The organism is Kitasatospora sp. NPDC059599 (assembly GCF_042735125.1).
GTDB lineage: Bacteria > Actinomycetota > Actinomycetes > Streptomycetales > Streptomycetaceae > Kitasatospora.
In genome coordinates this window covers 1-24,011 of record NZ_JBHWCL010000078.1, presented here as the reverse complement: position 1 = coordinate 24,011, position 24,011 = coordinate 1, and the positions used below count along the sequence as shown (strand labels likewise).

Below are 24,011 nucleotides of genomic sequence, written 5' to 3'. Positions count from 1 at the left end.
CGGGGATCCTGCGCCGTCGGCCGACTCCCGAGCACTCAGTCCATGACGGGGACGACCCGGTAGTGGGTGGTGATCCGGCCCTCCCCGTCCAGGACGTGGAAGGCGAGCATCGGCGGGTGGTCGAAGGAGATGCCCTGCCCACCCTCGCAGGGCAGGGTGACGGTGGAGACCACGCCGGGCGCCACCAGCAGCGGCAGACCGGCGAAGGTGGTCGCGGCGGCGGTGTGCGAGTGCCCGCAGAACAGGGCGACCACCCGGGGGTGACGCCGCAGCACCCGCGCCAGGCCGGCCTCGCCGAACTGGCGGATCCCGTCGACCCTCGGCAGGTGCAGGTCGACCGGCGGGTGGTGGAAGGCGACCAGGGCGGGCACCCCGGCGCGCCCGGCGGCGAGTCGGGCGTCCAGCCAGTCCAGCGTCTCCTCGTCCAGCAGGCCGTCGTGCTGCCCGGGTATCGACGAGTCGAGCATCAGCACGTCGGCGCCCGGGAGTTCGTGCAGGCGGTTGACCGGGCCCTGCGCCGGGGCCCGGCCGAGCAGCACCTCCCGGTACGGCGCCCGGGAGTCGTGGTTGCCCGGGCAGGTGAGCACGGGGTGCCGGGAGGCCAGCACCTCGGCCACCTGCCGGTACTCCTCGGCCAGGCCGTGGTCGGCGAGGTCGCCGGTGACCAGCACGGCGTCCAGCGGGCCGGGCAGGGCGTCGAGGTACGCCACCACCTGCTCGGCCCGCCGCCGGGCACGCCTGCCGCCGTCCCGGCGGTGGACCTGGCCGAGGTGGATGTCACTGAGGTGCGCGATCGTCAGCATGCCGGTCACGCTAATCAGTTCACGGCTGGGCGGGAACCTCCGCGGGGCGCTTGAACATCCGGGTGGCGGTGATCTCGCCGTGGATGGCCGGGCCGTCCGGGTCCGGTGCGGCGGGCAGACCGGGGCGCAGGTGCTCCTCGACCGAGATGTACTTGAGCCCGGCCCGCAGGTCGGCGTCGTTGCGCAGGCGGATGACCAGCGGGAACTCGGCGAGCGCGGTCGTGTCGAACAGACCGGTGGTGTAGATCAGCTGGACGCCGAGCGCGTCGGCGACGGCGCGCTGCAGCTCCAGCAGGTAGGTGGCGTTGGCCCGGCCGATCGGGTTGTCCAGGAACAGCGTGCCGGCGTGCCGCAGCTGGGACTGGCCGCGGTCGTTGGCGCGCAGCGCGGCCATCGTGCAGTACAGCGCGATGGCCGCGGTGAGCAGCTGGCCGCCGGAGAAGACGTCGGACATCTGGCCGACGCCGACCCGCTCGGCGCGCAGCACCGCGTCCGGCTTGAGGATCTCGACGCTGACGCCCTTGGGGCCGATCGCGGCGGCGACGCCGCGCAGCAGCAGGGACATGCCGTCGCGGCGCAGGTCGCTGTTCTTCCGGACGGCGGCCCGGGTGGCCTCGTCGATGACCTCGCCGAGGCGTTCGACCAGGGTGGCGTGGTCCGGGTCCTCGAAGCGGATCCGGAGGAACTCCTGGCCGGACCACTCCCCCAGGCCCTCGGGCAGCCGGGACAGCCGCTGGGCGGCGCGCAGGGTGGTGAGCGAGGACTCGACCAGGCCGCGCAGGCGGTCCACGATCGAGCCGCGGTTCTTCTCCAGCTGGGCGAGTTCGTCGGTGAGCACGCGCAGCCGGGGCGCGAAGGCGGCGGCCCAGGCGGCGGCGTGCTCGGGCAGCGCCGAGGCGGGGAGTTCGCGGATCTGCTGGCGGGCGGGGGTGCGGACGGCCTCGTAGCGGGCGGCGTTGGCGTGCCGGACGAGGGCGTCGGAGGCGTCGCGGACGGCGAGTTCGGCGCTGGACAACTCGCCCGCGGCGGTGCGCAGGCTGCGGCGGGCCTCGGTGGCGCCGGTGCGGGCGTCGGCGAGGCCGCCGAGGTACGGCTCGACCGGGTCCTCCGGGTCCTCCTGGTGGTCGCGCAGGCCGTCGCGCAGCTGGCCGGCCAGTTCGTCGAAGTCGGCGGCGGAGGCCTGCGCGGTGTCGAAGGTGCGCTGCAGGTCGGCGTGGGCGGTGCGGGCGGCGTCCAGGGCCTCGCGGCGTTCGGCGAGCCGGCTGGTGGCGGTGCGCAGCAGGGCCTGGGCGTGCTCGGGGTCGGTGGGGACGAGGTCCTCGGGCAGCTCGGTGTGGGCCTCGCCGTCGGTGGGAGCGGAACGCTCGGCGTCGCCGCGCAGGCGGCCGAGCTGCTCGCTGGCGGTGGCGGAGCGGGCCTCGATGGTGGCGACCAGTTCCTCGGCGCGGGCGGCGGCGGCCTGGCGGGCCGGGCCGTCGGCGCCGTCGGGGCTGCCGAGGAGTTCCTCGGCGCGGGTGCGCACCTTGTTGGTGAGGCGGTCGAGTTCGGTCGCGGCGGCCGCTTCGTCGCCCTCGGCGCGGGCCTGTTCGGCGCGCAGGTCGGCGCCGACGCCGACCTTCTCGTACAGCTGGGAGGCGGCGCGGTAGGCCTCGCGCAGGGCGGGGAGTGCGGCGGGTGCGGTGTCGGCGGGCTCGTCGGTCTGCTCGGCGGCGGGGATCTCGGCGCGTTCGCCGCGCAGCGCGCGGGCCGTGCGGCGGGCGTCGTCGGCGGCGCGCTGGGCGGCGCGGCGGTCCTCGTCGCAGGTGCGGGCGCGTTCGGCGCGCAGGGCCTGGCGGCGGTCGCACTCGGCGGCGTCCTCGGCGAGTTCGCGCTGGCGGCGGGCCCAGGTGGCGCGCTCGCGCAGGCGGAAGGCGAGACCGGACAGGGCGTCGGCGCGGCGGCGGGCACGCTGGGCGGCCTCGCGGTGCTCCTCGTGGGCCGAGGCGGCGGCGGCGTGGTCGGTCTCGGCCTCGTCGTGGTCGGCGCGCAGGGTGGCCAGGGCGGCGGCGGAGTGCTCGGCGTGCTCGCGGGCGGCCTCGGCGGCCGCGGCGAGTTCGGCGAGCGTGCCGGGCGGGCAGCTGGCGTGCCAGGAGGCGAGGCGGGCGGCGAGGGCCCGGTCGGCGCCGAGGCGGCCGGCGAGTTCGCGGATGTGCTCCTCGCGGGCGCTCGCGCGGGCGCGCAGGTCGCGGCGCTCGCCGTCGGCGGCGGACTCGTCGTGCATGGCCGGGTTCGGCGGCACGAGGAAGAAGGCGGGCTCGTCGGTGATCGGGGCGATCAGCGAGGCGGCGGCGCCGACGGCCACGGTGGAGCGCGGCAGCAGGGCGGCGGTCTGCAGGGCCTCGCGGGCGCGCTCCAGCGAGGACGGGTCGGTGACGACCACGCCGTCGACGAGTTCGGGGCGGGCGGCGAGGATCGCGTCGTGGTCGGCCGGGTCGACGGACTGGGCGAGGTAGCGCCAGCCGGGCAGGGCCGGGATGCCGTGCTCGGCGAGGTACTCGACGGTGGCGAGCACGTCCGGGCCGGGCGGCAGCAGGCCGCCGTCGCCGAGGGCGGCGAGGATGCGGGAGTCGTCGGCGGCGGCCGTCCTGAGGTCGAACAGGGTGCGCTCGGCGGTGGCGATGGCCTCGTCGAGGAGTTCGCGCAGGTACTCGGCGTTGCGGTCGAGGACGGCGGGGGTGAGGAAGCCGGCGTCCTCCTCGGCGTCGTCCTGGTAGGGCGTCAGGGAGAGCAGGTCGGCGAGGCGTTGTTCGGTGGCGAGCAGGGCGGCAGTGCGCTGCTCGCCGGCCAGGGCCCGGGCGGCGGCCTTGCGGGCGTCGCCGGCGCGCTCGGCGGCGAGTTCGGTGCGCGAGGTGGCGGCGGCGGCCTCGCGCAGCCGGGCGGCGGCGGACTCGGCGGCGGTGCGGGCCTGGGCGAGCGAGGCGGTGGCGGCCTTCTCGACGTCGGCGGCGTGCAGCGCGGCGCGGGCCGGGTCCACGTCGCCGTCGGCGTCGATGAAGCCCGCTTCGACGGCGGCTTCGGTCTCCTGCTCGACCTCGACGAGGCGCTGGCGCAGGTGGTCGGCCTCGCTGCGGGCCTTCTGGGCGGCGGTGGCCGCTTCGGTGGCGTCGGACTGGGCCTTGGCGCCGTCCTCCTGGAGCTCTCCCGCGCGCTGCTCCTCGGTGTCGGCGCGGGTCTCGGCGGCCGCGGCGGCGGCCTCCAGGGCGCGGGCGAGGGCGGTGGCGGCGCGGGCGCGGGCGGCGAGCGCGGGGGCGGCGTCCAGCTCGGCCTCGCGGATGGCGGCGGCGACCCGGGTGACCCGGTCGGCGGCGGCGCGCTGGCGCAGCACGGCCTCGGCGGCCTGCCAGGCGGAGTGCAGGGTGCGGGCGTCGATCAGCTCGCGGCGCAGCGCGGCGGCTTCGGTGGTGGCCGCGGCGAGGCTCAGGGTGGCGTGCCGGTAGGTGAGTTCGTCGGCGATCAGGGTGTGCCGGGTGCGGTCGGACTCGGCGGCGGTGACGGCGCTCGCGGCGGCGGCGACCTCGATGGCGAGGTCCTGGGCGCGGTCGCGTTCGGCGGTGGCCCGGGAGGTGAGGGCGTGGGCGAGGCGGCGGGTGCGGCGTTCGGCGGTGCGGTGGGCCTCGCGGACGGTCTCGCGGGCGGTGGTGGCCTCGGCGATGCGCTCCAGGAGGTCCAGCGAGCCGGCGGTGAAGTCGCGTTCGGCGGTGAGTTCGGAGCGGCGGCCGAGCTTGGCGGCGAAGCCGTGGACGAGGTCGGCGAGGCCGTCGGTGTCCCGGGTGTCGGTGACGGCGCGCAGCAGGAGGTCGGTGAAGTCGCTGTCGTGCTTGACCGCGAAGAGGCCGGCCGCTTCGCCCTCGTCGGCGTTCATCTCGCGCTGGTAGCGGAAGAGTTCGGGGTCGAGGCCGAGTTCGCCGAGGTGTTCGGTCCAGCGGTCGTGGCCGTCCTCGAAGACCAGGTCGAGGTACGGGTGGGCCTTGCCGGCCTCGGTGAGGGCGTCGCGGAAGCCCTTCATGGTGCGGCGCCGGCCGCGGGCCTTCTGGTCGCCGGCCAGGCTGACCCGCTCGGAGACGGGCAGGGAGTCGAGGGTGAGGCCGGGGCCGGGGCGGAAGGAGTACCAGGTCTCGGCGAACTTGCGCGGGTCGGAGGAGACCTGGCGGCCGCGCCACTCGCTGACCTTGCCGACGACGATCAGTTCGCCGGTGACGGTGTGCTGCCACTCCAGGGCGACGTGGCCGCAGTCGTCGGCGAGCAGGAACTTGCGCAGCACACCGGAGCTGGCGCCGCCCAGGGTGTTGCGGTGGCCGGGGAGCATGACCGAGAAGATCAGCTTGAGCAGGACGGACTTGCCGCCGCCGTTCTCCAGGAAGAGGACGCCGGCCGGGGCGGGGCGGCGGACCGGGCCGTCGGGCTCCTCGCCGAACAGGCCGATCTGCTGCGGGGCCGGGTCGGCGACGGGCTCGCCGACGCCGCGCAGGTCGAGCACCGTGTCGGCGTAGCGGGCGCCGGCCGGTCCGATCGAGTAGAGGCGGACCCGGTTGAGCTCGTACATGTGCGGCGGTTCTCCGTGCGTCTATGGGGTTGTCAGAGCGAGTGGAACGGCAGGCCGGCGTCGGCGACCAGCTCGTCGGAGGTGTCCGGCGGCAGCAGGGTGGCGGTGCCGTCGGAGACCGGGACGACGCCCAGGTCGAGCAGTTCGGCCATGGCCGCGCTGCCGGCCAGGTCGCGGACCTGCAGCTGGTAGCGGGCGGTGGTGCGGTAGGTGCCGCCGGAGTCGTCGGAGACCTTCTGCAGGAAGCCGGAGTCGACCAGGAACATCACGGCCTTGGCGACGATACCGATGGTGGAGCCGGAGAGCCGGCGGGCGTCCTTGGTGGCGCCGGTGGCGGTGCGCCGGGCCCAGACCCGCCAGGCGGCCTCCAGACCGGGGGCGTCGGACTGCGGGTCGGTGTTGGCGCCCTCGACGTCGGCCTGCTCCTCCAGCCGGCGGCAGGCCTGGCGGACGAAGGCGTCGACGCCGTTGACGGTGATCCGGCCGAGGTAGGCGTCGTCGGCGAGGTCCTCGGGGCGGGGGAAGGCCATCGCGGCGACGGCCAGGTGGGCCAGACCGTGCAGGAAGCGGTCGGTGGACTCGGAGGCGGCGCGGCGCGAGTAGTCGCCCATCCGGACGGCGAACAGCGAGTCCTCGGCGGCCGCCACGGCCATGCCGGCGCGCGGCGAGACCTCCAGGACGACCAGTCCCATGCCGGTGGCGACGGCGTCGGCGAGCCGGGCGAACGGCGGGTCCTCGCGGTGGCGGCGCACGAGCTCGGCGTACTCGACGTCGCGGGCGGGCAGCAGCTTGGCCTGCAGGCCGAAGGAGACCAGCCGGGCGGCGTCGGCGACGTCGGCCGGGGTGATCGGCGCGGGGGCGGCCGGTTCGGTCTCGGTCGCCCAGGACGTGTCGTGGTGGGTCGTCACGGGCGGTGCTCCTCGGGGCTGTTGCTGTCGCTGCTGGCGGTGTCGGGACTGGTGGTGTCGGGGCTGTCGTCGTCGCGGCCGCGGCCGCTGTCGCGGTGGGTTCCGCCGCGGGGATTCCGGTGGTGCGTCAAGGCCGTTCAGCCGGCGTCCTTGCGGTCGGCGGCCATGCCGACCGCGTCGAGCAGGGCGCTGCCGACGATCAGGTCGGCGCCGCCGAACTCCGCGTCGCGCAGCGGGGTCCCGTCGTCGACGGCGAACAGCAGCCGCTCCTCTCCCTGGCGGTAGGCGGTGCCGACCGGCGGGCTGGCCGCGTGCACGGACAGCAGGGCGACCAGGTACGGCAGGTCCGGGTCCTGCGCACGGGCGTCGGCGAGCAGGCCGGAGAGCCGGCGGGGGGCGTCCGGGGGCAGGTCGAGCAGGACCAGCGCCGCCTCCAGCTGGGCCTCGGAGAACCGGCTGTCGTCCGGGGTGGCGACCAGGTCCGGGTCGGGCAGTTCGGCGCCGAGGTGCTCGCGCTCGACCGGCGGGGTGAGCAGCAGGTCGACCAGGTCGGCGACCCGGACCGAGACCGGGGTGCGCAGGCCGGCGCCGCGGGCGAAGAACGCGTCGGTCGGGCGGGCGGCCTGCTCCACCGGCAGCCGCAGCACGGGGGCGAGCAGCTGCCCGTACAGGTCGATGCCGCTGCGGGCGCCGGGGGTGGCGAAGGCCTGCCGGTCCTGTTCGGCGCGGAACAGCGGGCCGGCCTCCAGCAGGCGGGTCTGCAGCTTCGTGTGGCGGCGGATGCAGTCCTTGACGATGTCGAGCAGCTCGGCGGCGCGGCGCTTGTGCTCCGCCCCTTCCGGAGTGTGGGGCTCGGCCTCGTCGCGGGCCTTGCGGATGTTGGTGAGAATCGCGTTCTCGTGCCGGTAGCGGTCGGCGATGTGGTCCAGCGCCTCCTCGATGAGGTCCGGGACGGCGCGCATCCAGTCGACCGCGCGGACGTTGCGTCGGGTGGCGTCGAGGGCGCGGCGCAGCGTCTCGGCGTACTGGACGGTGCGGTAGCGGGCCTGCTCGGCGGCGAGCTGGGCGTCGGCCAGGCGGCCGCGGCGGATCAGCACCTCCAGCTTGACCTCGGCGGCGATCTGGGCCGAGGTGACGTCGGTGTCGAGCGCGCCGACCAGGACGTTGACCGCCTCGTCGGTGGTGCGCAGGTAGACGCCGCCGTCGGGGCCGGGGACCTCCTCGATCAGCTTGAAGTCGTAGTCGCGGCGCACGTACTCGCCGTCCGCGCCGAAGGTGCCGTAGACGGCGCGGAAGCCGCGGTCCACGCTGCCCACGTTGATCAGCGACTCCAGCACCCAGCGGGCGACCCGCTCGTGCTCGGTGACGGGGCGGTCGGCGGCCTGGGCGGCGACCCGGGGCAGCAGGCGGGCGAGGACTATGTCGCGGTCGGCCCCGGTGTCGAAGTCCATGTTCAGGGTGACCAGGTCGATCGCGGCGAGGCCGACCTCGGCCATCGCGTAGCCGCCGTACTCGCCGGCCAGGTTGACCTTGCGGTTGTCCAGGTCGTGCAGCGGGGCGGTGCAGGCCAGCGCCTTGAGCCGGCGGGCCAGGCCCTCGTCGGCGGCGGGGCCGGGCGCGGGGCGCGCGACGGCCGGGCCGGCGGACGGGCGGAGGCCGGGCTCGGTGGGCGGGTCTGCGATGGCGGTCACGGAGGACAAGATTAGAGGTTCGCACCGACATCGACCGAAACGGACCTTGCGGGCGGACGGAACGGCAGGTGGGAGGCCGTCCGGGGGTGATTTTCGGAACGGTGTTCCACCGGTATTCCGCCATTCTCGAACCGACATTCGAGAAAGCCGTGAGGGCGGCGCAATAGTTCGGTGATGATCGACGCATGATCACCCGACTGGCCAAAGCGGGCCTCGCCGCCGCGCTGTCCGTGACCACCCTCACCACCGGTGCCCTCCTCACCACCGGCGCCGCCGCGGCCGCGCCGGCCGCCACGGCATCGACCTCCGCGCAGCACGTGACCGTGTCGCAGAGCGGGAACTACCCCGGTGGCTTCTTCACCTCCGGCAACATGTCGGCGAGCTGGGTGTCCGCCGGCACCTCGGACCTGACCGGCCCGACCCACTTCACCGTCGACCTGCCCCCGGGCGTCACCACCGACGGCGCGATGTTCTACTCCACGCCGTACGACTACACCTTCACCGAGACGCTCTCGCCCGACGGCCGCCACCTGGAGGCCGTGCTCACCGGCACCCGCGTGGTCGGGAAGAGCGAGTTCATGAAGCTCAACCTGCGCACCACGCCCGGGGTGCCGATCACCGGCGTGATCACGGTGACGGCTGCCAACCCGAACGACACCGACCCGACCGGCCACGTCTCCAGGTACGACCTGGGCACCCACGGCTACCTGCCGGCGACCGTCCAGGCCGCCCCGGCCGTCACCGGCGTCGACACCACCACCGGCCCGGGCACCGGCGGCACCGCGGTGACCGTCAGCGGTACCGACCTCTCCCACGGCATGGTGCTGGTCGGCGGCGTCCCGGCGCCCGGCAGCTGCACCGACACCGCCTGCACGGTGACCACGCCGGGCGGCTCGGGCAGCGCGCCGGTCAGCGTGGTGACGCCCGGCGGCACCGCCGCCGCGTCGACCGCCTTCGACTACACCGGCGCCGCTCCCCCGGCCCCGCCCGCCCCGGCGGTCAGCAGCCTGAGCCCGGCCGCCGGCACGGTCGCCGGGGGCACCCGGGTCAACGTGATCGGCAGCAACCTGACGTACGGGACGGTCGCGTTCGGCGGAGTGCCGGCCACGCACGTCTCCTGCGGCCCGTCCTTCTGCACGGCCACCGCTCCGGCGGGCTCCCAGACCGGGCCGGTCGGCGTCACGGTCACCACGGCGGGCGGGACCAGCGCGCCGGTGACGTACACCTACACGGCGTAGCGACCGCTCTCGGTGCCCGGGTGCTTCGGCGCCCGGGCACCGACGCGTTTCCGGACGTCCGGCGGCGCGGTGGGCCCGGGGCGGCGCCGTGTTCCCGGGGCGGCGTCGCGGCCCTGCACGGCGTCGTGTCCTGCGCGGCGTCGCGTTCCCGCGCGGCGTCGGGGCCGCCCGGTCGAGGGCTAGTTGAACATGTTCAAAAGGGAGGTCTAGAGTCGGTCCCGCGCAGACGGGACAAGGCTCCGCCTGCAGGTTCGGCACGCCGGGTGCGCCCGGCGTGCCCGGCACGGAGGTGTTCGAGTGGACGAGGTGCACACCATGGACGGCGATCCCGCGGTCATCCTTCGCAAGGTCCGGCGCCTGCTGTGGTTCTTCCTGGTCTGTCTGGTGCTCAGCGGCCTGACCGCCTTCCCGCTGGAGACCGAGACCCGCCTGCTGGTCGACTTCACCACCGGCCCCGCCGCCCCGCTGACCGACCACTTCCCGGCCGTGACGGCCTGGTTCGAACGGGTCCACACCGGCATCGCCGAGACCAACCGGAGCTACCCCTTCCTGGCCTACGGCACCGACTGGCTGGCCTTCGCCCACCTGGTGATCGGGGCCGCGTTCTGGGGTCCGCTCAAGGACCCGGTCCGCAACGTCTGGGTGATCCGCTGGGCCGCGCTCGCCTGCGGGGCGGTCATCCCGCTGGCCCTGATCTGCGGACCGTTGCGAGGGATCCCGGTGGTCTGGCGATTCATCGATATGTCGTTCGGGGTCTTCGGCGTCATCCCCCTGCTGATCGTGCTGCGGGCCCTGCGTCCGCTGGAACGTTCCTTCCGGGAACCGCTGCCCGCGCGCTGAGTCGAGCCGGGCCACACACCCCGGGGCGGCGCCACGCGGGGCGCGCAGGCCGGGTCACACGCCGCAGGCCTCCGGGCCCGGGTCACGGACAACGGCCTTCATCCGCAGGCCCTACCATCTGGCTCAACAGCTGCTGGGAGGCGGACGGGCGTGGCCGATGCGGTGATCGATCTCAATGCGGACCTCGGCGAGGGGTTCGGACGCTGGACGCTGACCGACGACGAGGCACTGCTGTCCGTGGTGACCAGCGCCAACGTCGCCTGCGGCTTCCACGCCGGGGACCCGTCGACGATGCGCCGGGTCTGCGCGCTGGCCGCCGAGCGCGGCGTCCGGATCGGCGCCCAGGTCTCCTACCGCGACCTGGCCGGCTTCGGCCGCCGTGCGATGGACGTCCCTCCGGAGGAACTCTCGGACGAGATCGCGTACCAGATCGGCGCCCTCCAGGTCTTCGCCCGCGCCGCCGGCTCGAAGGTCTCCTACGTCAAGCCGCACGGCGCCCTCTACAACCGGGTGGTCGCCGACTCGGAGCAGGCCGAGGCCGTGGTGGCCGGCGTGCTGCGGGCGGGCGCGGTCTGCGACGGGCCGCTGCCCGTCCTCGGACTGCCCGGCTCCCGGCTGCTGGAGGTCGCCGAGGGCGTCGGGCTGCCCGTGGTCACCGAGGCCTTCGCCGACCGGGCGTACACCCGCGCCGGCACCCTCGTCCCCCGCCGCGAACCGGGCGCGGTGGTGCACGACCCCGAGGCCGTGATCACCCGCGCCGTCGACATCGCCCGGGACCGCGCGCTGGAGTCCCTCGGCGGGGAGCGGATCACCGTCGAGGCCCGCTCGCTCTGTGTCCACGGGGACACCCCCGGCGCCGCCCAGCTCGCCTGGCGGGTGCGCGGCGCCCTGGCCTCGGCCGGGGTCCGGGTGGAGGCGTTCACGTGACGGGCGACGGCGGGGCTGCGGGCGACGGCGGGCGTCCCGGCGGAGCCGAACGACCTGCGGGCGTGGAACAACGGGGCGGCACGGAGCAGACGGTCGGCGCAGTCCGGCGGGTCGGCGAGCGGGCGCTGCTGGTCGAGCTGCCCGGGACGGCCGAGGTCACGGCGCTGTACGGATGGCTGCGGGAGCGGCGGGAGGCGGGCGCGCTCGGCGAGGTCGCGGAACTGGTGCCGGCCGCCCGCACGGTGCTGCTGGACGGTGTCGCGGACGTCGAGGCGGTGGCGCGGCTGCTGCGCATCGCCCGCCCCACGGCCGTCGAGGCGGACCGCGGGTCGCTGCTGGAGGTCCCGACCGTGTACGGCGGCGCCGACCTGGCCGAGGTCGCCGCACTGTGGGGGGTCTCGGAGGAAGCGGCCGTCCGGATCCACACCGGGCCCGAGTACGTGGTCGCCTTCTGCGGCTTCGCCCCCGGCTTCGGCTACCTCACCGGCCTCCCCGCACGGTACGAGGTGCCGCGCCGGGCCACCCCGCGCAGTTCCGTCCCGGTCGGCTCGGTCGCCCTGGCCGGCCCGTACACCGGCGTGTACCCGCACCCCTCCCCCGGCGGCTGGCAGCTCATCGGCCGTACGGCGCTGCCGCTCTGGGACACCGGGCGGGAGCCCCCGGCCCTGCTGGCCCCGGGTGTCCGGGTCCGGTTCTCGGCGGTACGGGCGTGAGCTGCGCGGCGGAGCCGGTACCGTCCCTCGGGGCGGTGCGCGGTGGGACCGCGGGGGCGACCGCGAGGGCAGCCGTGGGGGCGACCGGGTGGACCCGGCCGACGCGGGTGGAGCCGGCGACCGGAGCCGTTCCGTCGGGCGTGCGTGTGGTCGGCCGGGTGTGAGGAGGCGGCGATGAGCGAGCTGGTGGTGGTGCGGCCCGGACCGCTGACCACGGTCCAGGACCTCGGGCGTCACGGCGTCGCCCACCTCGGGGTGCCGCGGGCCGGGGCGTTGGACGAGCCGGCCCTGCGGGCGGCGAACCGGCTGGTGGGCAACGAGCCGGGGGCCGCCGGGCTGGAGACCACGCTCGGCGGGGTCGCCCTGCGGGCCGTCGGGGCGGTCGTGGTCGCGGTCACCGGCGCCCCCGCGCCCGTCCGGGTGGACGGACGGGCGGCGGCGTGGGGCGCGCCGGTCGTGGTGCCGGACGGGGCGGTGGTCGAGGTGGGTGCGGCGACCGACGGGGTGCGCGGCTACCTGGCGGTGGCGGGCGGGATCGCCGTCGCCCCGGTGCTCGGCAGCCGCTCGGCGGACCTGCTCTCCGGCCTGGGGCCGGCCCCGCTGACCGCCGCCGACCGGCTGCCGGTCGGCACTCCGACGCCGTTCCCGGCCCGGCCCGACCTGGTGCCGCTGCCCGCTCCCCCGGCCGAACTGGTGCTGCGGCTGCGGCTCGGCCCGCGCGCGGACTGGTTCACGGCCGACGCGGTGGCCCGACTGGGCCGCGACGGGTACCGGGTGTCCTCGACGAGCAACCGGGTCGGGCTGCGCACCGAGGGGCCGGCCGTCACCCGGGCTCGGGACGGCGAACTCCCCAGCGAGGGCATGGTGCTGGGCGCGGTGCAGATCCCGCCGGACGGGCAGCCGGTGGTCTTCCTGGCCGACCACCCGACCACCGGCGGCTACCCGGTGATCGGCGTCGTCCCGGCCGCCGACCTCGCGGCCGCCGCGCAGGCCCGGCCGGGGACGCCGGTACGGTTCGTGCCGTTGCGGGAGCGCTGACGGCCCGCTCCAACGACCGGACAGCAGTTCGGCGACGGCCCGTTGGGCCGGGTCCGGTTCCGGTTCCGTCCGGACGTCCTCGGCCGCCCAGGCCGCGTTCCGCAGCACCCGAGCGAGGGCGCAGGCCGCAGCGACCTCGCGGTCCGGCTCCGGTTCCTCCGTCGGCAGGTCGAAGCGACGCCGCAACGCCCGGGTGCGGCCCCCGTCGGCGACCAGGTCCTCCCAGCGGTTGCGCAGTGCCGGGAGCAGCTCGAACCCGGGGTGCCCGGCGAGCGGTTCGGGGTCGAGGGCCGGCCGGGCGCGCGGCCGCTCTCCGGGAGCGGGGCGAGGACGTTGCCGTCGTGCAGGCCCCCGTGGAGCAGCCGGTCGCCGGGCTCGGCGCGCACCTCACGGACGGCGGCGGCGCAGTCGGCGAGCAGTCCGCGTTCGTCCGGATCGGCGAGGGCGGCGAGGGCGGCGAGGGCGGCCGGGGCCCGTTCCGGCAGGACCGCCGCCACGACCGCCAACGTTCTTACTCCTGGCAATTTTTGATGCTTCGTCAATCTATGGAACAGGTAGGCGATCACACACCAGGCGGCGAGGACGGCGGGCAGGTCGAGGGGCGAGCGGGCCGGTCCAGGCGTTCCACCAGCATGGAGCCCGAGGCCCGTTCGCGGTTCAGTCGCCGGACGGCGCCGCGCCCGGCCCGGTTCCGCAGGGCGAGCGATTCGCCCGCCGTCTCGTCGTCCACAGGTTGCAGCTTGAGCACGTCGGGCGTCCCGACGGTGCGCAGCACGGGCACCACCGGCCCGACGGTGCCGTGCGGGGCCGGCCCGTCCGGGGCGCAGCTCCCGTCGGTTCGTCAACTCGGGTAGCAGGAGGGGCAGTCGATCCGCCCAGGCGCGACCGTCCGCACCGAAGAACTCCTCCGGGGACGCGGCGAGCGCGGGCAGGAGTTCGACGGGCGCCGGGCGGAATTCTCGCGGCGCCCCTGCCGACCCAAGGCCACTCTGCGGGCCCCGGGCGCGCCTCCCCGGACTCAGGGCCCGCCTCCACACCCAGGCGCCCCCTTCGGACCCAGGGCCCACTTCCGGACCCGGGGCGAGTGCGGGCACTCAGCCCACGCCGAGCGCTTCCGCCGCCGCACCGGCGAATCCGTCCGGGTTGTCGAGCATGATGTTGTGCCCGCAGTCCGGGACGGCGACCACCCGGACGCCCGCCGCGCGGAGCCCGTCCGCATCCGCCGGCCCGCCGTCCGCCGCCGGGTGGAGGAAGGTGCGGGGGAGGTCGAGGTCGAGCAGCAGCTCGCGCATGGTCGGCGCCGTCGCCCGGGCGAGGTGGCGGGCGCTGCGGTGGAGCGCCTCCGGGCCGGCCAGCCGCATGGTCGACCACCAGAACTGCCCCACCCGCTCGGCTACCTCCTCCCGGCCGCCGGCCAGGAACTCCGCCTCGGTGTATCCCGCGATGCCGCTGCTGCCGAGCCGCTGACGGTCGGGCGCGATCGGGTCCAGGTTGGCGTCCACCATGAGGAGGCGCGAGACCAGCGCGGGGTGCCGGTGGGCGAGGACGATCGCGATCGCGCCGCCCATGCTGTGGCCGATCACCTCGACCCGGTCCGGTCCGGCCGCCCGCACCGCGGCGGCGACCGCGTCGGCGTGCTCCTCCAGCGTGTACCCGAAGTCCGCCGGGCGGTCGCTGATGCCGAACCCGAGCAGGTCCATCAGCAACGAGCGGCGCCCGGCGAGCAGCGGATGGGCCGCGGCCGCCGCGAAGTAGACCGGCGAGGTGGCACCCAGGCCGTGCAGGTAGAGCCGGGCGGGCTCGGCACCGGGCAGTTCGATCCAGCGGATCAGGTCGCCGTGCGGGGTGACGGGGGCGTGACGCATCGCGAGGGCTCCTCTTCCAGGGGAACGCCGGGAGGTCCCGGACCATCGAGACCATACCTCGACTCCGAGGTATCTCGCCTTCGATATACCTACGGAACGAGGGACCGGCATGAGAGGGTGACCCCCATGCTCAAGCTCGCGATCCTCGGCTTCCTCCACGACCGGCCCCTGCACGGCTACGAGCTGCGCCGTCACCTCTCGGCGCTCTCCGGGCACGTCCAGCCGATCAGCGACGGCACGCTCTACCCCGCGATCAAGCGCCTGGAGGCCGCCGGACTGCTGACCCGCGAGACCGAGCCCGGCAGCGCCGCCGCCCCCCGGCACACCCTGCACCTCACCGAGGCCGGCCACGCCGCACTCCTCGGCCGGTTGCGCGAGCCCGAGCCGCTGGACATCAGCGACGAGAACCGCTGGTTCACCCTGCTCGCCTTCCTGCGCCACCTCCAGGACCCAGCCGCCCAGGCAGCGGTGCTCCGCCGCCGGCTGGCCTTCCTCTCCGAACCGGCGAGCTTCTACTACGACGGCGACCGCCCGATGGGCGCCGAGGAGTTCCCCGACCCGTTCCGACGCGGCCAGCTGCTGATCGCCCGCGCCACCACCGAGGCCGAACTGACCTGGCTGCACGCGACATTGGCCGAGCTGGACGGCACCGAGCGGTAGCGGGCGGCAGCCGGCGGCAGCGGTCGACCACAGGCGGCAGCGGGTGACGACCGGCGGGCCGGAACGCACCGCGGCCCGCACCGGCCGTCGAACGGGTCGGTGCGGGCCGCGGCCGGAAGTCTCGGGAACCCCAGGAATCCTGGACGCCTCGGGGACCTGGGCGTCTTGGGCGCCCAGGGACCTCCGGCGCCTCGGGAGCCTCGGAGCACGATCGGCGCCGTTACCGGTCAGTGCCGGTGGTGGGCGTGGACCACGGCGTGGCCGCGCCCCCGGCCGATCATCCACTTGTTGACCGGGACGGTCAGCGCGAACGCGAGGGCCAGCGAGCCCACCAGCGCCACCCAGAACAGCAGGTCACCGAGGCCGGCGTCCATCGCCCCGGGGACGGTGACCATCACGGTGTTGTCGATCAGCTCCATCACCAGGATCGACACGGTGTCGGCGGCCAGCGCGACCTTCACCGCCGCGCCGACGTCCAGACCGGCCTTCAGCACGCCGCGCATGGTCAGCGCGTAGCCGAAGACGAACGCCAGGACGATCGAGATCACCACGGTCGCGCCGTTGTGCAGGCCGAAGGCGGTGCCGACCACCATGCCGAGGACCTCGCCGATGGCGCAGCCGGTGAGGCAGTGCAGCGTTGCCTGCGCGGCCGTCCGCCAGCTCGTTGCGCCGGCGGCGTCGGCGTGGTGGTGGCCGTGCCCGCCGTGCCCCTGGTGGTCATGTCCGTGGCTCGCGTGGTGCTCGGGCCCGTGGGTCCCGTGGGTCCCATGATGCCCGTGATTCTCGTGCACCTCATGGGCCTCGTGGGCCTCGTGCCGCTCGTGCCCGTGATTCTCGTGCTCCTGCCGCCCGTGGTGTTGGTGCTGTGCGGGGTGTGCCATGTCGTCCTCCGCGTGCCCGGACGCCCGTTCGGCGCCGCTCTCCTCGCTCCGTCGATGATCGAAGTTATACCCCCCTAGGGTATCTAGCAAGCCCTTCGCGACGCCCTCTTCTCACATCCGCCCGCCCGTGTTCGGATGAGGAACATGACGGACGAGCGACGCAAGGGCTACGACGGGACCGGCGAGGGCGCGATCACTCCGGACGGCTGCGCCGTCGAGGTGTGGAGCCGCCTGCCCGCGGGCAACGCCCCGGAGGTGATCGAGGCGGCTGTGCCGCCCGGCGCGAACATCCTCGAACTGGGCTGCGGTGTCGGCCGGATGACGCACCCACTGACCGAGCGCGGCTTCACCGTGACGGCCGTGGACGAGTCCGCCGAGATGCTGGCACGGGTCCGCGAGAGCGTCCGCACGGTGCGCAGCCCGATCGAGGACCTGGACCTCGGCGAGCGCTTCGACGTCGTCATGCTCGCCTCCTTCCTGGTGCACGCCGGTGATGTGATGGTGCGTCAGAGACTGTTGGCGACGTGCCGGCGCCACGTCGCCGAGGGCGGCTGCGTCCTGGTGCAGCGCGAGGGCGAGGACTGGCACCTGAACGTCCCGCGCGAGACCGCGATCGGCCCCGGCGCGTGGTCCCGGCTCGTCTCCGCCACCCCCGTGGGCGACGGCGTGAACTCCGTCCGCTGCGAGTACGAGTTCCCGGACGGCACCTGGACGCAGACCTTCCTGTCCCGTCCGCTCGGCACCGGGGAGTTCGAGCAGGCCCTGGCCGACGCCGGCCTGACGGTCGAGCGGTACCTGACGGAGGACCGCACCTGGGTCCGGGCGAGGCCCGCGGAGTAACCGCACGCGGCCGGAAGGGGCCGCGCACGCCCGGAACGGACCCCGTGCGCAAAGACCGAACAAAGAGTGAACAAAGAACTGTCACTTTCACCCCGTACCATCGGCCGCGCGCCGGGCCCGCGCGCGGCCTGCGGGCCGGGCGGGCGCGGTCGTCCGCACGCCCCTTCCGACCCGCGAGGACCCGCCCATGCCGCCCCTGTCGCCCATGCCCACTGCCCGACGGATACCCCCGGCGGGTGCCCGGTGATCAACTGGTTCCACGGGGCCATCCTCGGCCTGATCCAGGGGCTCACCGAGTTCCTGCCGGTCTCCTCCAGCGCCCACCTGCGGGTCTTCTCCGCGCTGCTGGGCTGGGACGACCCGGGCGCGGCCTTCACGGCCGTGACCCAGCTCGGCACCGAGACGGCGGTGCTGATCTACTTCCGCCGGGACATCGCCTCGATCGTCAGGACCTGGGCACGGTCACTGGTCCGCCCGGCGCTGCGCTCGGATCCGGACGCCCGGATGGGCTGGTTCGTGATCATCGGCACCCTGCCGATCGGCATCCTCGGAAAGCTGTTCCAGGACACCATCGAGACCCACCTGCGCGACCTGCGGATCATCGGCACCACGCTGATCGTCTTCGGCCTGGTCCTGGCCTTCGCCGACCGCACCCGCGCCGTCCGCCACGCCCGCCCGATCACCGACCTCACGCTGCCGCACGCGGGCGTCTACGGGTTCGCCCAGGCGCTGGCGCTGATCCCGGGCGTCTCCCGCTCCGGCGGCACGATCAGCGCGGGCCTGCTGCTCGGCTACAGCCGGGAGGCCGCGGCCCGCTACTCGTTCCTGCTGGCGATCCCGGCGGTGCTCGCCTCGGGGGCGCTGGAGCTGTTCAAGATCGGCGAGGGCCCGGCACCCGCCTGGGGTCCGACCATCCTGGCCACCCTGATCGCCTTCGCGGTGGGCTACGCGGCGATCGCCTGGTTCCTCAAGTACATCTCGACCCACAGCTTCCTGCCGTTCGTGGTCTACCGGGTGCTACTCGGTGTCCTGATCATCGGGCTGGTGGCCGGCGGCGTGCTGACCCCGGACGCGGGCGCGGTGAAGTAGAACCACGTTTCAGAACGGCCTCGGAACGCCCCGGGAGCGGCTCCCGACGAGGGGGGTGGATCCGAAGAGAGCAGTGGGCCGGGACACCACGATCGGTGCCCCGGCCCACTCGGCTGTGAGGACCTAACGCCCGAACTCCCGGGCGGCGGTCAGACGGCCGCGCACGGCGGCATGGACCTCGGCCTCCTCGGCCGGATCGGCGGCGAGTCTGCGCAGCCGCTCCAGCACGCGGGCGTCGCCCGTGGTGGCGACGTGGCGCGCGGCGAGCTCGCGCGTGGACTCCTCGCAGTCCCAGAGGCACTCGACGGCCGGCCCCTCGGGGAAGTGCACGTCGGTGGCCGCGAGCGCCCGGGCCGCGCGTCCGCGCAGCTCGGAGGAGGCGGCCTCCCCGTAGACGTGGCGCAGGACCGGTACGGCGTCGGCGGCGGCCAGCCGCCCCGCACCGTCCACCAACGACCCGAGCCCGGTACCGCCGACCCCGCGGACGGAGACCCAGCGGCGCAGCCCGGCCACCACCAGCGGCGCGTCCTGCGGCTCACCGGCGTCGGCGAGCAGTTGAACGGCGGCCTCGCCTAGCGCGCTGTCGGCGCCGCCGGTGGCCGGGTCGGCCCAGCGGCGGGCCTGTGCCAGCACCTCGGGGCCGCGCATCCGGCCGAGCAGTTCCAGGGCGGCGCGCACGATCCGGTCGTCCACGTCGGCGGCGGCGGCCTCGATCAGCTCGACCGCGGCCGGGTCCCGTTGGTCGACCAGGTAGCGCAGGGCCGCGCGGCGGGCGCCGGGCAGGCCGCTGCGGGCGGCCTCCAGCAGCACCGGCCGGTCCTCGGGCCGGACGACGGCGGTCAGGCAGCGGGCGGCCGCGGCCGCGCGGCGGTCCACCGCGGCGGGGCCGCCCGCGGGGTCGGCGTCGCGCGGGGACTCCGGTCGGGCGTCGGGACGGCCGAGGAAGGCGTCGGCGCCGAGGCCGCCGAGGTCGCCCTGGTCGGCCCAGACCAGCACGTCGGCGGTGGACCAGCCGGGGGTGACCCCGCCGCGGTTGACCTGGCGCTGCCACAGGTCGAAGGGGGACTGCTCACCGGCCGCCGCCACCCGCGGGTGGTAGGCCGCCCACAGCCGCCAGGGCCGGGGCTCGTACGCGTTGCGGATGAACTCGCGCAGCTCGGCGTCGCCCTCGGGGCCCGGCGGGAAGTGGTCCAGCACGGCGGTGCCCAGCAGCAGCAGGCCCCGGTCGTCGTCGCGCAGGGCGAGCTCGTCGAGGGCCCAGGCCCAGTTGGCACCGGTGGCGGCGTACTCGCGCAGCATCAGCAGCGCGTCGCGCCGGCCGTAGGCGGCGAGGTGGCCCAGGACCGAGAGGGCGAGGCCGGTGCGGCTCTCGTCGTCGGTGACGAGGTCCTCGGCGGAGTGGAGGTGGTCCTCGATGCCGTCGAGGGAGGCCTCCAGCTCCATGTAGAGGCGGGCGTAGTAGAGGGAGCGGCTCTCGACCTGCCAGTCGGCTCGCGGATCCCTGGTGACGCACTCCTCCAGCGCAGCGATGGCCTCGGCACGGTCGGCGGCCAGCGCATGGAGCTGCCCGTCACCACGGCCTCGCTGCAGGAGGCCTAGGAGGCTGGCACTGGGTGCTATCACTGGCTCGAACATGAGGTCAGCATCCGTTGCGGCGGTCGTAGTGGCAACGGGATTTCCGTCGCCGGGGTCTCTGGTCGGTACTGCGGTGGGCGCCCGGGCGCCGGAATCACCGAAGGTTACCGCCTCGGGCCCGCGGCCGCACACAGGGCGACGAGGTCGGCTGCCACAGTGGCATATGCCAGGGGAATTTTGCCTGCGTTCTGTCCAAATCACCCACGAGGATGAGGACGTTGTGCGACAGTCTTCTCACTACCCGTACGACCCGCCCAAAGCGGGCCGAATCCGAGCGATGGACCCGCCATGAACATGCCCTTAGGCGCCGCCCGCCCGCCGGGCACCGCCACGGTGGACGGCGCCCCGACGGGCGCGGACGGCTGCGGCACGAGCGCCCCGGGCGCGGACGGCCGACCGGGCCGCGACGGCGGCGACGGGACGGGCCACGACGGCACCGGCGGCGACGCCGACAGCGGAACGGACGGCAGAGTGGACGGCACGGCGCGGGAGCCGTCCGGCCCCTACCTCGGCGGCGGCAGCGACGAGGGCCTCCTCGGCTCCGCCGAATGGGACCTGCTGACCGACGGCATCCGCTGGAACGCGGAGACCTACCTCCTCCTCGGGTGCGACCCGGACCACGGCCCGCTCAGCCTCGACCGGCTGCCCGACCGCGTCCCCGAGGCCGACCGGCCACTGCTGCGCCGCATGATGACCGACGCCCTGGTGCACGGCCGCGTCGCCGCCGGCACCCTGCGGATCCGCCGGCCCGGCGGACGGCACCACAGCGTCGAGTGCGCGGGCGAACCCGTCCTCGGCACGGACGGCACCGTCACCGCCCTGCGGATGCTGCTCCGCCCCGCACCGCCGGACTGAGCCCGCCACCACCCCGCGCGGCCGCGGCACCGGGCACCGCGGGACCGGACGACCGCACCACCGGACCGGGCCGCGACTCCCCCGCGCACCCGGGAGCCCGCGCGCCGCCCCCGCCCCTCACGTCAGCCGCGGCCGCTTCTTGGCGTCCGCCGCCCGCAGCTCCCGCCCCAACTCGGCCCGCAGCTCGTCCACCACCGGCAGACCCCGGTACGCCGCGGTCAGCCGGTACATCTCGCGCAGCCGGTCCCAGGTCCGGTGCGAGGAGTTCTGGCCGATCAGGTTCATCACCATCTTGGCCTGCAGTTCCGCCGCGTCCGGCTCGCCCGTGATCAGGTGCACCGAGGCCAGGGTGATCCGGTCGAACAGCGCCGAGCGCAGCTGTCCGGTGCCCTCCCGCAGGGTGATCACCCGCTCCGCGTGCCGACGGGCCTCGGGGGCCGCCCCCGCATCGTGCTCGGACAGCGTGCGCAGCACCAGGGCCTGCATGCCGCGCAGTTCGGCCTCGTCGAACACCTGCATCCAGGACGGCGGCGGCTCCGGCGAGTCCTCGGCGAACAGGTCCTCGGCCTCGCCGAGCAGCCGGTAGGTGTCCTGGGAGTGCCCGATCGAGGCGTGCGCCCAGGCCTCGACGGTGTTCAGCATGGCGCGCGTTCTGGGCGCCGGTTCACCGCCGGCCGCCTTGGCCGCCGACATCAGGTCGATCGCGTCGTCGGCCCGGCCCAGGTGGACCATCTGCCGGGCGGCCCGGGAGATCGCTTCGCCGGCCCGCGGCCGGTCGCCCGCCTCCTTGGCCGACTCGGCCGCGATCATGAAGTACCGCTGGGCGGTGGGCTCCAGGCCGACGTCGTGCGACATCCAGCCCGCCAGCACCGCGAGGTTGGCCGCGACCAGCCACAGCCGCTGTTCCACGGCGGGCGGGTGCCGGTGCGTCAACAGGCCTCCGACCTCGTTGAGTTGACCGACCACCGCCTTGCGCTGCAGCCCGCCCCCGCGGGCCGCGTCCCAGGCCCGGAACACCTGCACCGAGCGCTCCAGCGACTCCACCTCGTCGAGCCCGACCGGGCCCGCGTCGTACACGTCCACCACCGGGCGCGCCCCGCCCCCGGTGACCACCTGTCGGGGCCCCGGGACGGCGGCCGCGTACGCGACGGCGTCCCCGCCCAGCCAGCCCTTCAGCGAGTCGGCGATGACCGCCCCGGCCGTGAGCGCGGCTCCGGCGCCCACCAATCCACGTCGGTTCAGCATGAGGTCCATTCCCGTGAACTCGGTGAGGACCGCGGCTGTTCGATCCGGCGACCATGGCACTGCTGCGGACGGCTCCGCTCCGGACCTGGTGGGCCGGTGTCGTTCCAGACCGAGGTCCTCAGTGGTGACGACACGGCCGAGCCGCTCCGTGAACACGGCCGCCAGCACCCTCGGCACCGGATCGCGCGGGATCTCCCCCTGCTCGATCCAACGCCGTACCCTCGACGTGTCGGTGGACAGTTGCAGCTGTCCCATCGCGGCACCCCGGCGGTTGACCAGCCGCGCGAGTTCGCCCTTCGACCATCCGGTCAGGACGAACAGGTCGGCGAGTCGGGTGTTGGGTTCCCTGCTCAATGAAGCCCCCAGGTTCCTCGGCTCCTCCGAGGCTAGAGGCTCGGGCAAGTGCCAGGCGAGCATTCGCCACCGTTCGCCAGGGCCCGCCAGACTACTAAGCCAGTGCCCGACGGGTGTGTTGTAGGGGTGCGCCACCTCGCCCCCCGGGGTCGGACGGCGTCCCACCGGCGTCGGGGCACTCCCCCGACGGTGTCACGGGACGCCCCCGGTACTCACCCGAGGGGGTGGCGCGGCCGGGTGGCGCGGGAGCGCCGGGCACGGCCACGGCATGTCCGGCCGACCGCATTCCCCAGGGTGCGGACGGCCCGAGCAGCGCCGAACCGGGGTCACCTGACCCCGCGTCCGTGCCCGGCGCCCGTGCACCACCCGCCGCACCGCGACGGCGTACGAACCGCCCGCAGCACCGCTCCGCCCGACGCCGTACCGCACCACCCGATGCCTCACCGCACCACCCGCAGGGCCGCCGTCACGCCAGGAAGCACACGGCACCGCCCTCCCCGCCCCCGCGGGGCCGCACCCGCCGACGGACCGGAAGGGACCACCCTCAGCCCATGTACTCCTCAGCGACGACCCCCACGCCGACCGCGACCCGCACCGCGCTGCGCCCCCCCACCGCAGCTGCCGGGCGGCCCGGCCCCAAGCAGGCGCCCCCGGCGAGCCGTCCGGTGGCCCCGCGCGGCGTCGAGGGCCGGGCCACCGACACCCGGGTCGTCCCGGCCGGCCGCACCGCGCTGGGGCTGCGCGGCCCCGAGACCGCCCCGCCGGTCGGCGGCCGGATCCCGCTCGCTCGCCAGGCCGACGGCCAGGTGCTGCGCGCCCGCCGGCCCGGCCAGCCGGGCGGGCCGGAGCGGATCGATCCGTCGGCGCTGCAGACCCCGTCGGTCCGGGCCGCGCTGGCGAGCGTCGCGCGGATATGTCCCGCGTTCACCCCGCGCCAGGTCCTGCGCGAGGGCAGCCGCCACATCCTGGTGGCGGGCACCATCGGGCGGGCACCGGTGGTCGCCAAGTGCCTGGCGCCGCAAGCGGTGCGGAGTGAGTACTTCGAGCAGCTGGTGGCCGACTTCCACCACGAGGTCGCGGTCTACCGGGCGTTCGTCCGGCACCGCCCGCCGGTGCGGCTGCCCCGGCTGGTCGCGGCCGACCACGACCGCTGCGTGCTGGTCATGGAGCGCGTCCCCGGGCGGCCGGCCGCCCGGGAGCGCCACCCGGTCAACGCGCCCACCCCGGGCGAGGTGCGGGCGCTGCTCACCGCGGTCCGGACGCTGAACCTCTGGCGGCCGCCGACCGACGTGTTCCAGCCGCGCCTGGACTACCAGTTGGAGATCGCCCGCTACCACTCGGTGGGCCAGCTCACCGACCGGGACGCCGGCGACCTGCGCGGTCTGCTGCACGGCCTCGGCCACACCCCGCTGCAGCTCTGCCACGGCGACGCCCTGCTCAGCAACATGCTGCTGGCGCCGTCCGGCCCGGTGCTGGTCGACTGGGAGCAGGCCGGCTGGTACCTGCCCGGCTACGACCTGGCGGTGCTGTGGAGCGTGCTCTCCGGGGACAGCGCGGCACGCCGGCAGATCAGCCAACTCGCCCAGAGCGGCGGCACGATGGCCCGGGACGCGTTCCTGGTGAACCTGGTGCTGGTGCTGATGCGGGAGATCCGGCTGTACGACGTGCCGGGCGCCGGCGAGGAGCAGCGGATCATGATCCGCCGGCTCTACGACGACGCCGCGCTCGCCCGCCGGGCCGTCCGGGCCGCCGTCGGGACGCGCTGAACCGTCCTCCCCGCGCCGTCCTCTCGCACCGTCGTTGCCGACCCTGACCGCTGGACCGGCCGGGCAGGACCGGTCCAGCGG

General features: G+C 75.3%; 19 protein-coding genes. 10 read left to right on the top strand and 9 right to left on the bottom strand.

Annotation, left to right across the window (positions count from 1 at the left end; all coding sequences use genetic code 11):
• Positions 1–35: 35 nt before the first annotated feature.
• The 4 genes from ACFV04_RS25365 to ACFV04_RS25350 all read right to left on the bottom strand — a co-directional run bounded on the left by ACFV04_RS25365 (position 36) and on the right by ACFV04_RS25350 (position 7,984).
• Positions 36–803: a metallophosphoesterase gene (locus tag ACFV04_RS25365; RefSeq protein WP_380532571.1), complete on the bottom strand. Its 768-nt coding sequence runs from the start codon at positions 801–803 to the stop codon at positions 36–38.
• A gap of 19 nt (positions 804–822) precedes the next feature.
• Positions 823–5,385, bottom strand: a complete 4,563-nt coding sequence (locus ACFV04_RS25360) for a hypothetical protein (protein WP_380345033.1) — start codon at positions 5,383–5,385, stop codon at positions 823–825.
• 32 nt (positions 5,386–5,417) lie between these two features.
• Positions 5,418–6,293, bottom strand: a complete 876-nt coding sequence (locus ACFV04_RS25355; RefSeq protein ID WP_360262528.1) for a hypothetical protein — start codon at positions 6,291–6,293, stop codon at positions 5,418–5,420.
• A gap of 137 nt (positions 6,294–6,430) precedes the next feature.
• A complete protein-coding gene (locus ACFV04_RS25350; protein ID WP_380532567.1) occupies positions 6,431–7,984 on the bottom strand; it encodes a hypothetical protein in 1,554 nt (517 codons plus the stop codon).
• 185 nt (positions 7,985–8,169) lie between these two features.
• Between ACFV04_RS25350 and ACFV04_RS25345 the strand changes: the two genes are divergently transcribed.
• The 5 genes from ACFV04_RS25345 to ACFV04_RS25325 all read left to right on the top strand — a co-directional run bounded on the left by ACFV04_RS25345 (position 8,170) and on the right by ACFV04_RS25325 (position 12,740).
• The gene (locus tag ACFV04_RS25345; protein ID WP_380532564.1) at positions 8,170–9,222 is read left to right on the top strand and encodes an IPT/TIG domain-containing protein; all 1,053 of its coding nucleotides are present in this window, start codon (positions 8,170–8,172) and stop codon (positions 9,220–9,222) included.
• Between the two features lie 315 nt (positions 9,223–9,537).
• Positions 9,538–10,062, top strand: coding sequence for a hypothetical protein (locus ACFV04_RS25340; RefSeq protein ID WP_380532599.1), 525 nt, complete (start codon positions 9,538–9,540; stop codon positions 10,060–10,062).
• A gap of 150 nt (positions 10,063–10,212) precedes the next feature.
• Positions 10,213–10,989: a LamB/YcsF family protein gene (locus ACFV04_RS25335; protein WP_380345039.1), complete on the top strand. Its 777-nt coding sequence runs from the start codon at positions 10,213–10,215 to the stop codon at positions 10,987–10,989.
• 62 nt (positions 10,990–11,051) lie between these two features.
• Entirely contained in the window at positions 11,052–11,702 is a 651-nt protein-coding gene (gene pxpB / locus ACFV04_RS25330) for a 5-oxoprolinase subunit PxpB (protein WP_380532562.1), read from the top strand.
• A 174-nt stretch (positions 11,703–11,876) separates the two neighbouring features.
• The gene (locus tag ACFV04_RS25325; RefSeq protein WP_380532559.1) at positions 11,877–12,740 is read left to right on the top strand and encodes a biotin-dependent carboxyltransferase family protein; all 864 of its coding nucleotides are present in this window, start codon (positions 11,877–11,879) and stop codon (positions 12,738–12,740) included.
• A 562-nt stretch (positions 12,741–13,302) separates the two neighbouring features.
• On the opposite strand, the gene ACFV04_RS25320 is transcribed toward ACFV04_RS25325, so the two are convergent.
• Together ACFV04_RS25320 and ACFV04_RS25315 are read right to left on the bottom strand one after the other, a co-directional pair.
• A complete protein-coding gene (locus ACFV04_RS25320) occupies positions 13,303–13,524 on the bottom strand; it encodes an aminoglycoside phosphotransferase family protein (RefSeq protein WP_380532556.1) in 222 nt (73 codons plus the stop codon).
• Between the two features lie 310 nt (positions 13,525–13,834).
• On the bottom strand, positions 13,835–14,605 hold the full coding sequence (locus ACFV04_RS25315) for an alpha/beta fold hydrolase (RefSeq protein ID WP_380345046.1): 771 nt from the start codon (positions 14,603–14,605) through the stop codon (positions 13,835–13,837).
• 126 nt (positions 14,606–14,731) lie between these two features.
• Between ACFV04_RS25315 and ACFV04_RS25310 the strand changes: the two genes are divergently transcribed.
• Complete coding sequence (locus ACFV04_RS25310; protein ID WP_380345048.1) at positions 14,732–15,265, top strand: PadR family transcriptional regulator; 534 nt, start codon at positions 14,732–14,734, stop codon at positions 15,263–15,265.
• A 227-nt stretch (positions 15,266–15,492) separates the two neighbouring features.
• Here the strand turns inward: ACFV04_RS25310 and ACFV04_RS25305 are convergent, their stop codons facing one another.
• Positions 15,493–16,146, bottom strand: coding sequence for a DUF4396 domain-containing protein (locus tag ACFV04_RS25305; RefSeq protein ID WP_380532554.1), 654 nt, complete (start codon positions 16,144–16,146; stop codon positions 15,493–15,495).
• 144 nt (positions 16,147–16,290) lie between these two features.
• Here ACFV04_RS25305 and ACFV04_RS25300 point away from each other — a divergent pair, with 144 nt between their 5' ends.
• Both ACFV04_RS25300 and ACFV04_RS25295 read left to right on the top strand, forming a co-directional pair.
• Positions 16,291–16,986 (top strand): class I SAM-dependent methyltransferase, encoded by a 696-nt coding sequence (locus tag ACFV04_RS25300; protein WP_380532551.1) that lies wholly within the window; start codon positions 16,291–16,293, stop codon positions 16,984–16,986.
• A 246-nt stretch (positions 16,987–17,232) separates the two neighbouring features.
• Complete coding sequence (locus ACFV04_RS25295) at positions 17,233–18,075, top strand: undecaprenyl-diphosphate phosphatase (RefSeq protein WP_380532597.1); 843 nt, start codon at positions 17,233–17,235, stop codon at positions 18,073–18,075.
• 123 nt (positions 18,076–18,198) lie between these two features.
• On the opposite strand, the gene ACFV04_RS25290 is transcribed toward ACFV04_RS25295, so the two are convergent.
• Positions 18,199–19,710 carry a HEAT repeat domain-containing protein gene (locus tag ACFV04_RS25290; protein WP_360262537.1) on the bottom strand — a complete coding sequence of 504 codons (1,512 nt, stop codon included), beginning with the start codon at positions 19,708–19,710 and terminating at the stop codon, positions 18,199–18,201.
• A 288-nt stretch (positions 19,711–19,998) separates the two neighbouring features.
• On the opposite strand from ACFV04_RS25290, the gene ACFV04_RS25285 reads away from it, so the two are divergent.
• Positions 19,999–20,565 (top strand): PAS domain-containing protein, encoded by a 567-nt coding sequence (locus ACFV04_RS25285; RefSeq protein ID WP_380345054.1) that lies wholly within the window; start codon positions 19,999–20,001, stop codon positions 20,563–20,565.
• 117 nt (positions 20,566–20,682) lie between these two features.
• On the opposite strand, the gene ACFV04_RS25280 is transcribed toward ACFV04_RS25285, so the two are convergent.
• Positions 20,683–22,164 carry a hypothetical protein gene (locus tag ACFV04_RS25280; RefSeq protein ID WP_380345056.1) on the bottom strand — a complete coding sequence of 494 codons (1,482 nt, stop codon included), beginning with the start codon at positions 22,162–22,164 and terminating at the stop codon, positions 20,683–20,685.
• A 551-nt stretch (positions 22,165–22,715) separates the two neighbouring features.
• On the opposite strand from ACFV04_RS25280, the gene ACFV04_RS25275 reads away from it, so the two are divergent.
• A complete protein-coding gene (locus ACFV04_RS25275) occupies positions 22,716–23,930 on the top strand; it encodes a phosphotransferase (RefSeq protein WP_380345058.1) in 1,215 nt (404 codons plus the stop codon).
• Positions 23,931–24,011: the final 81 nt, after the last annotated feature.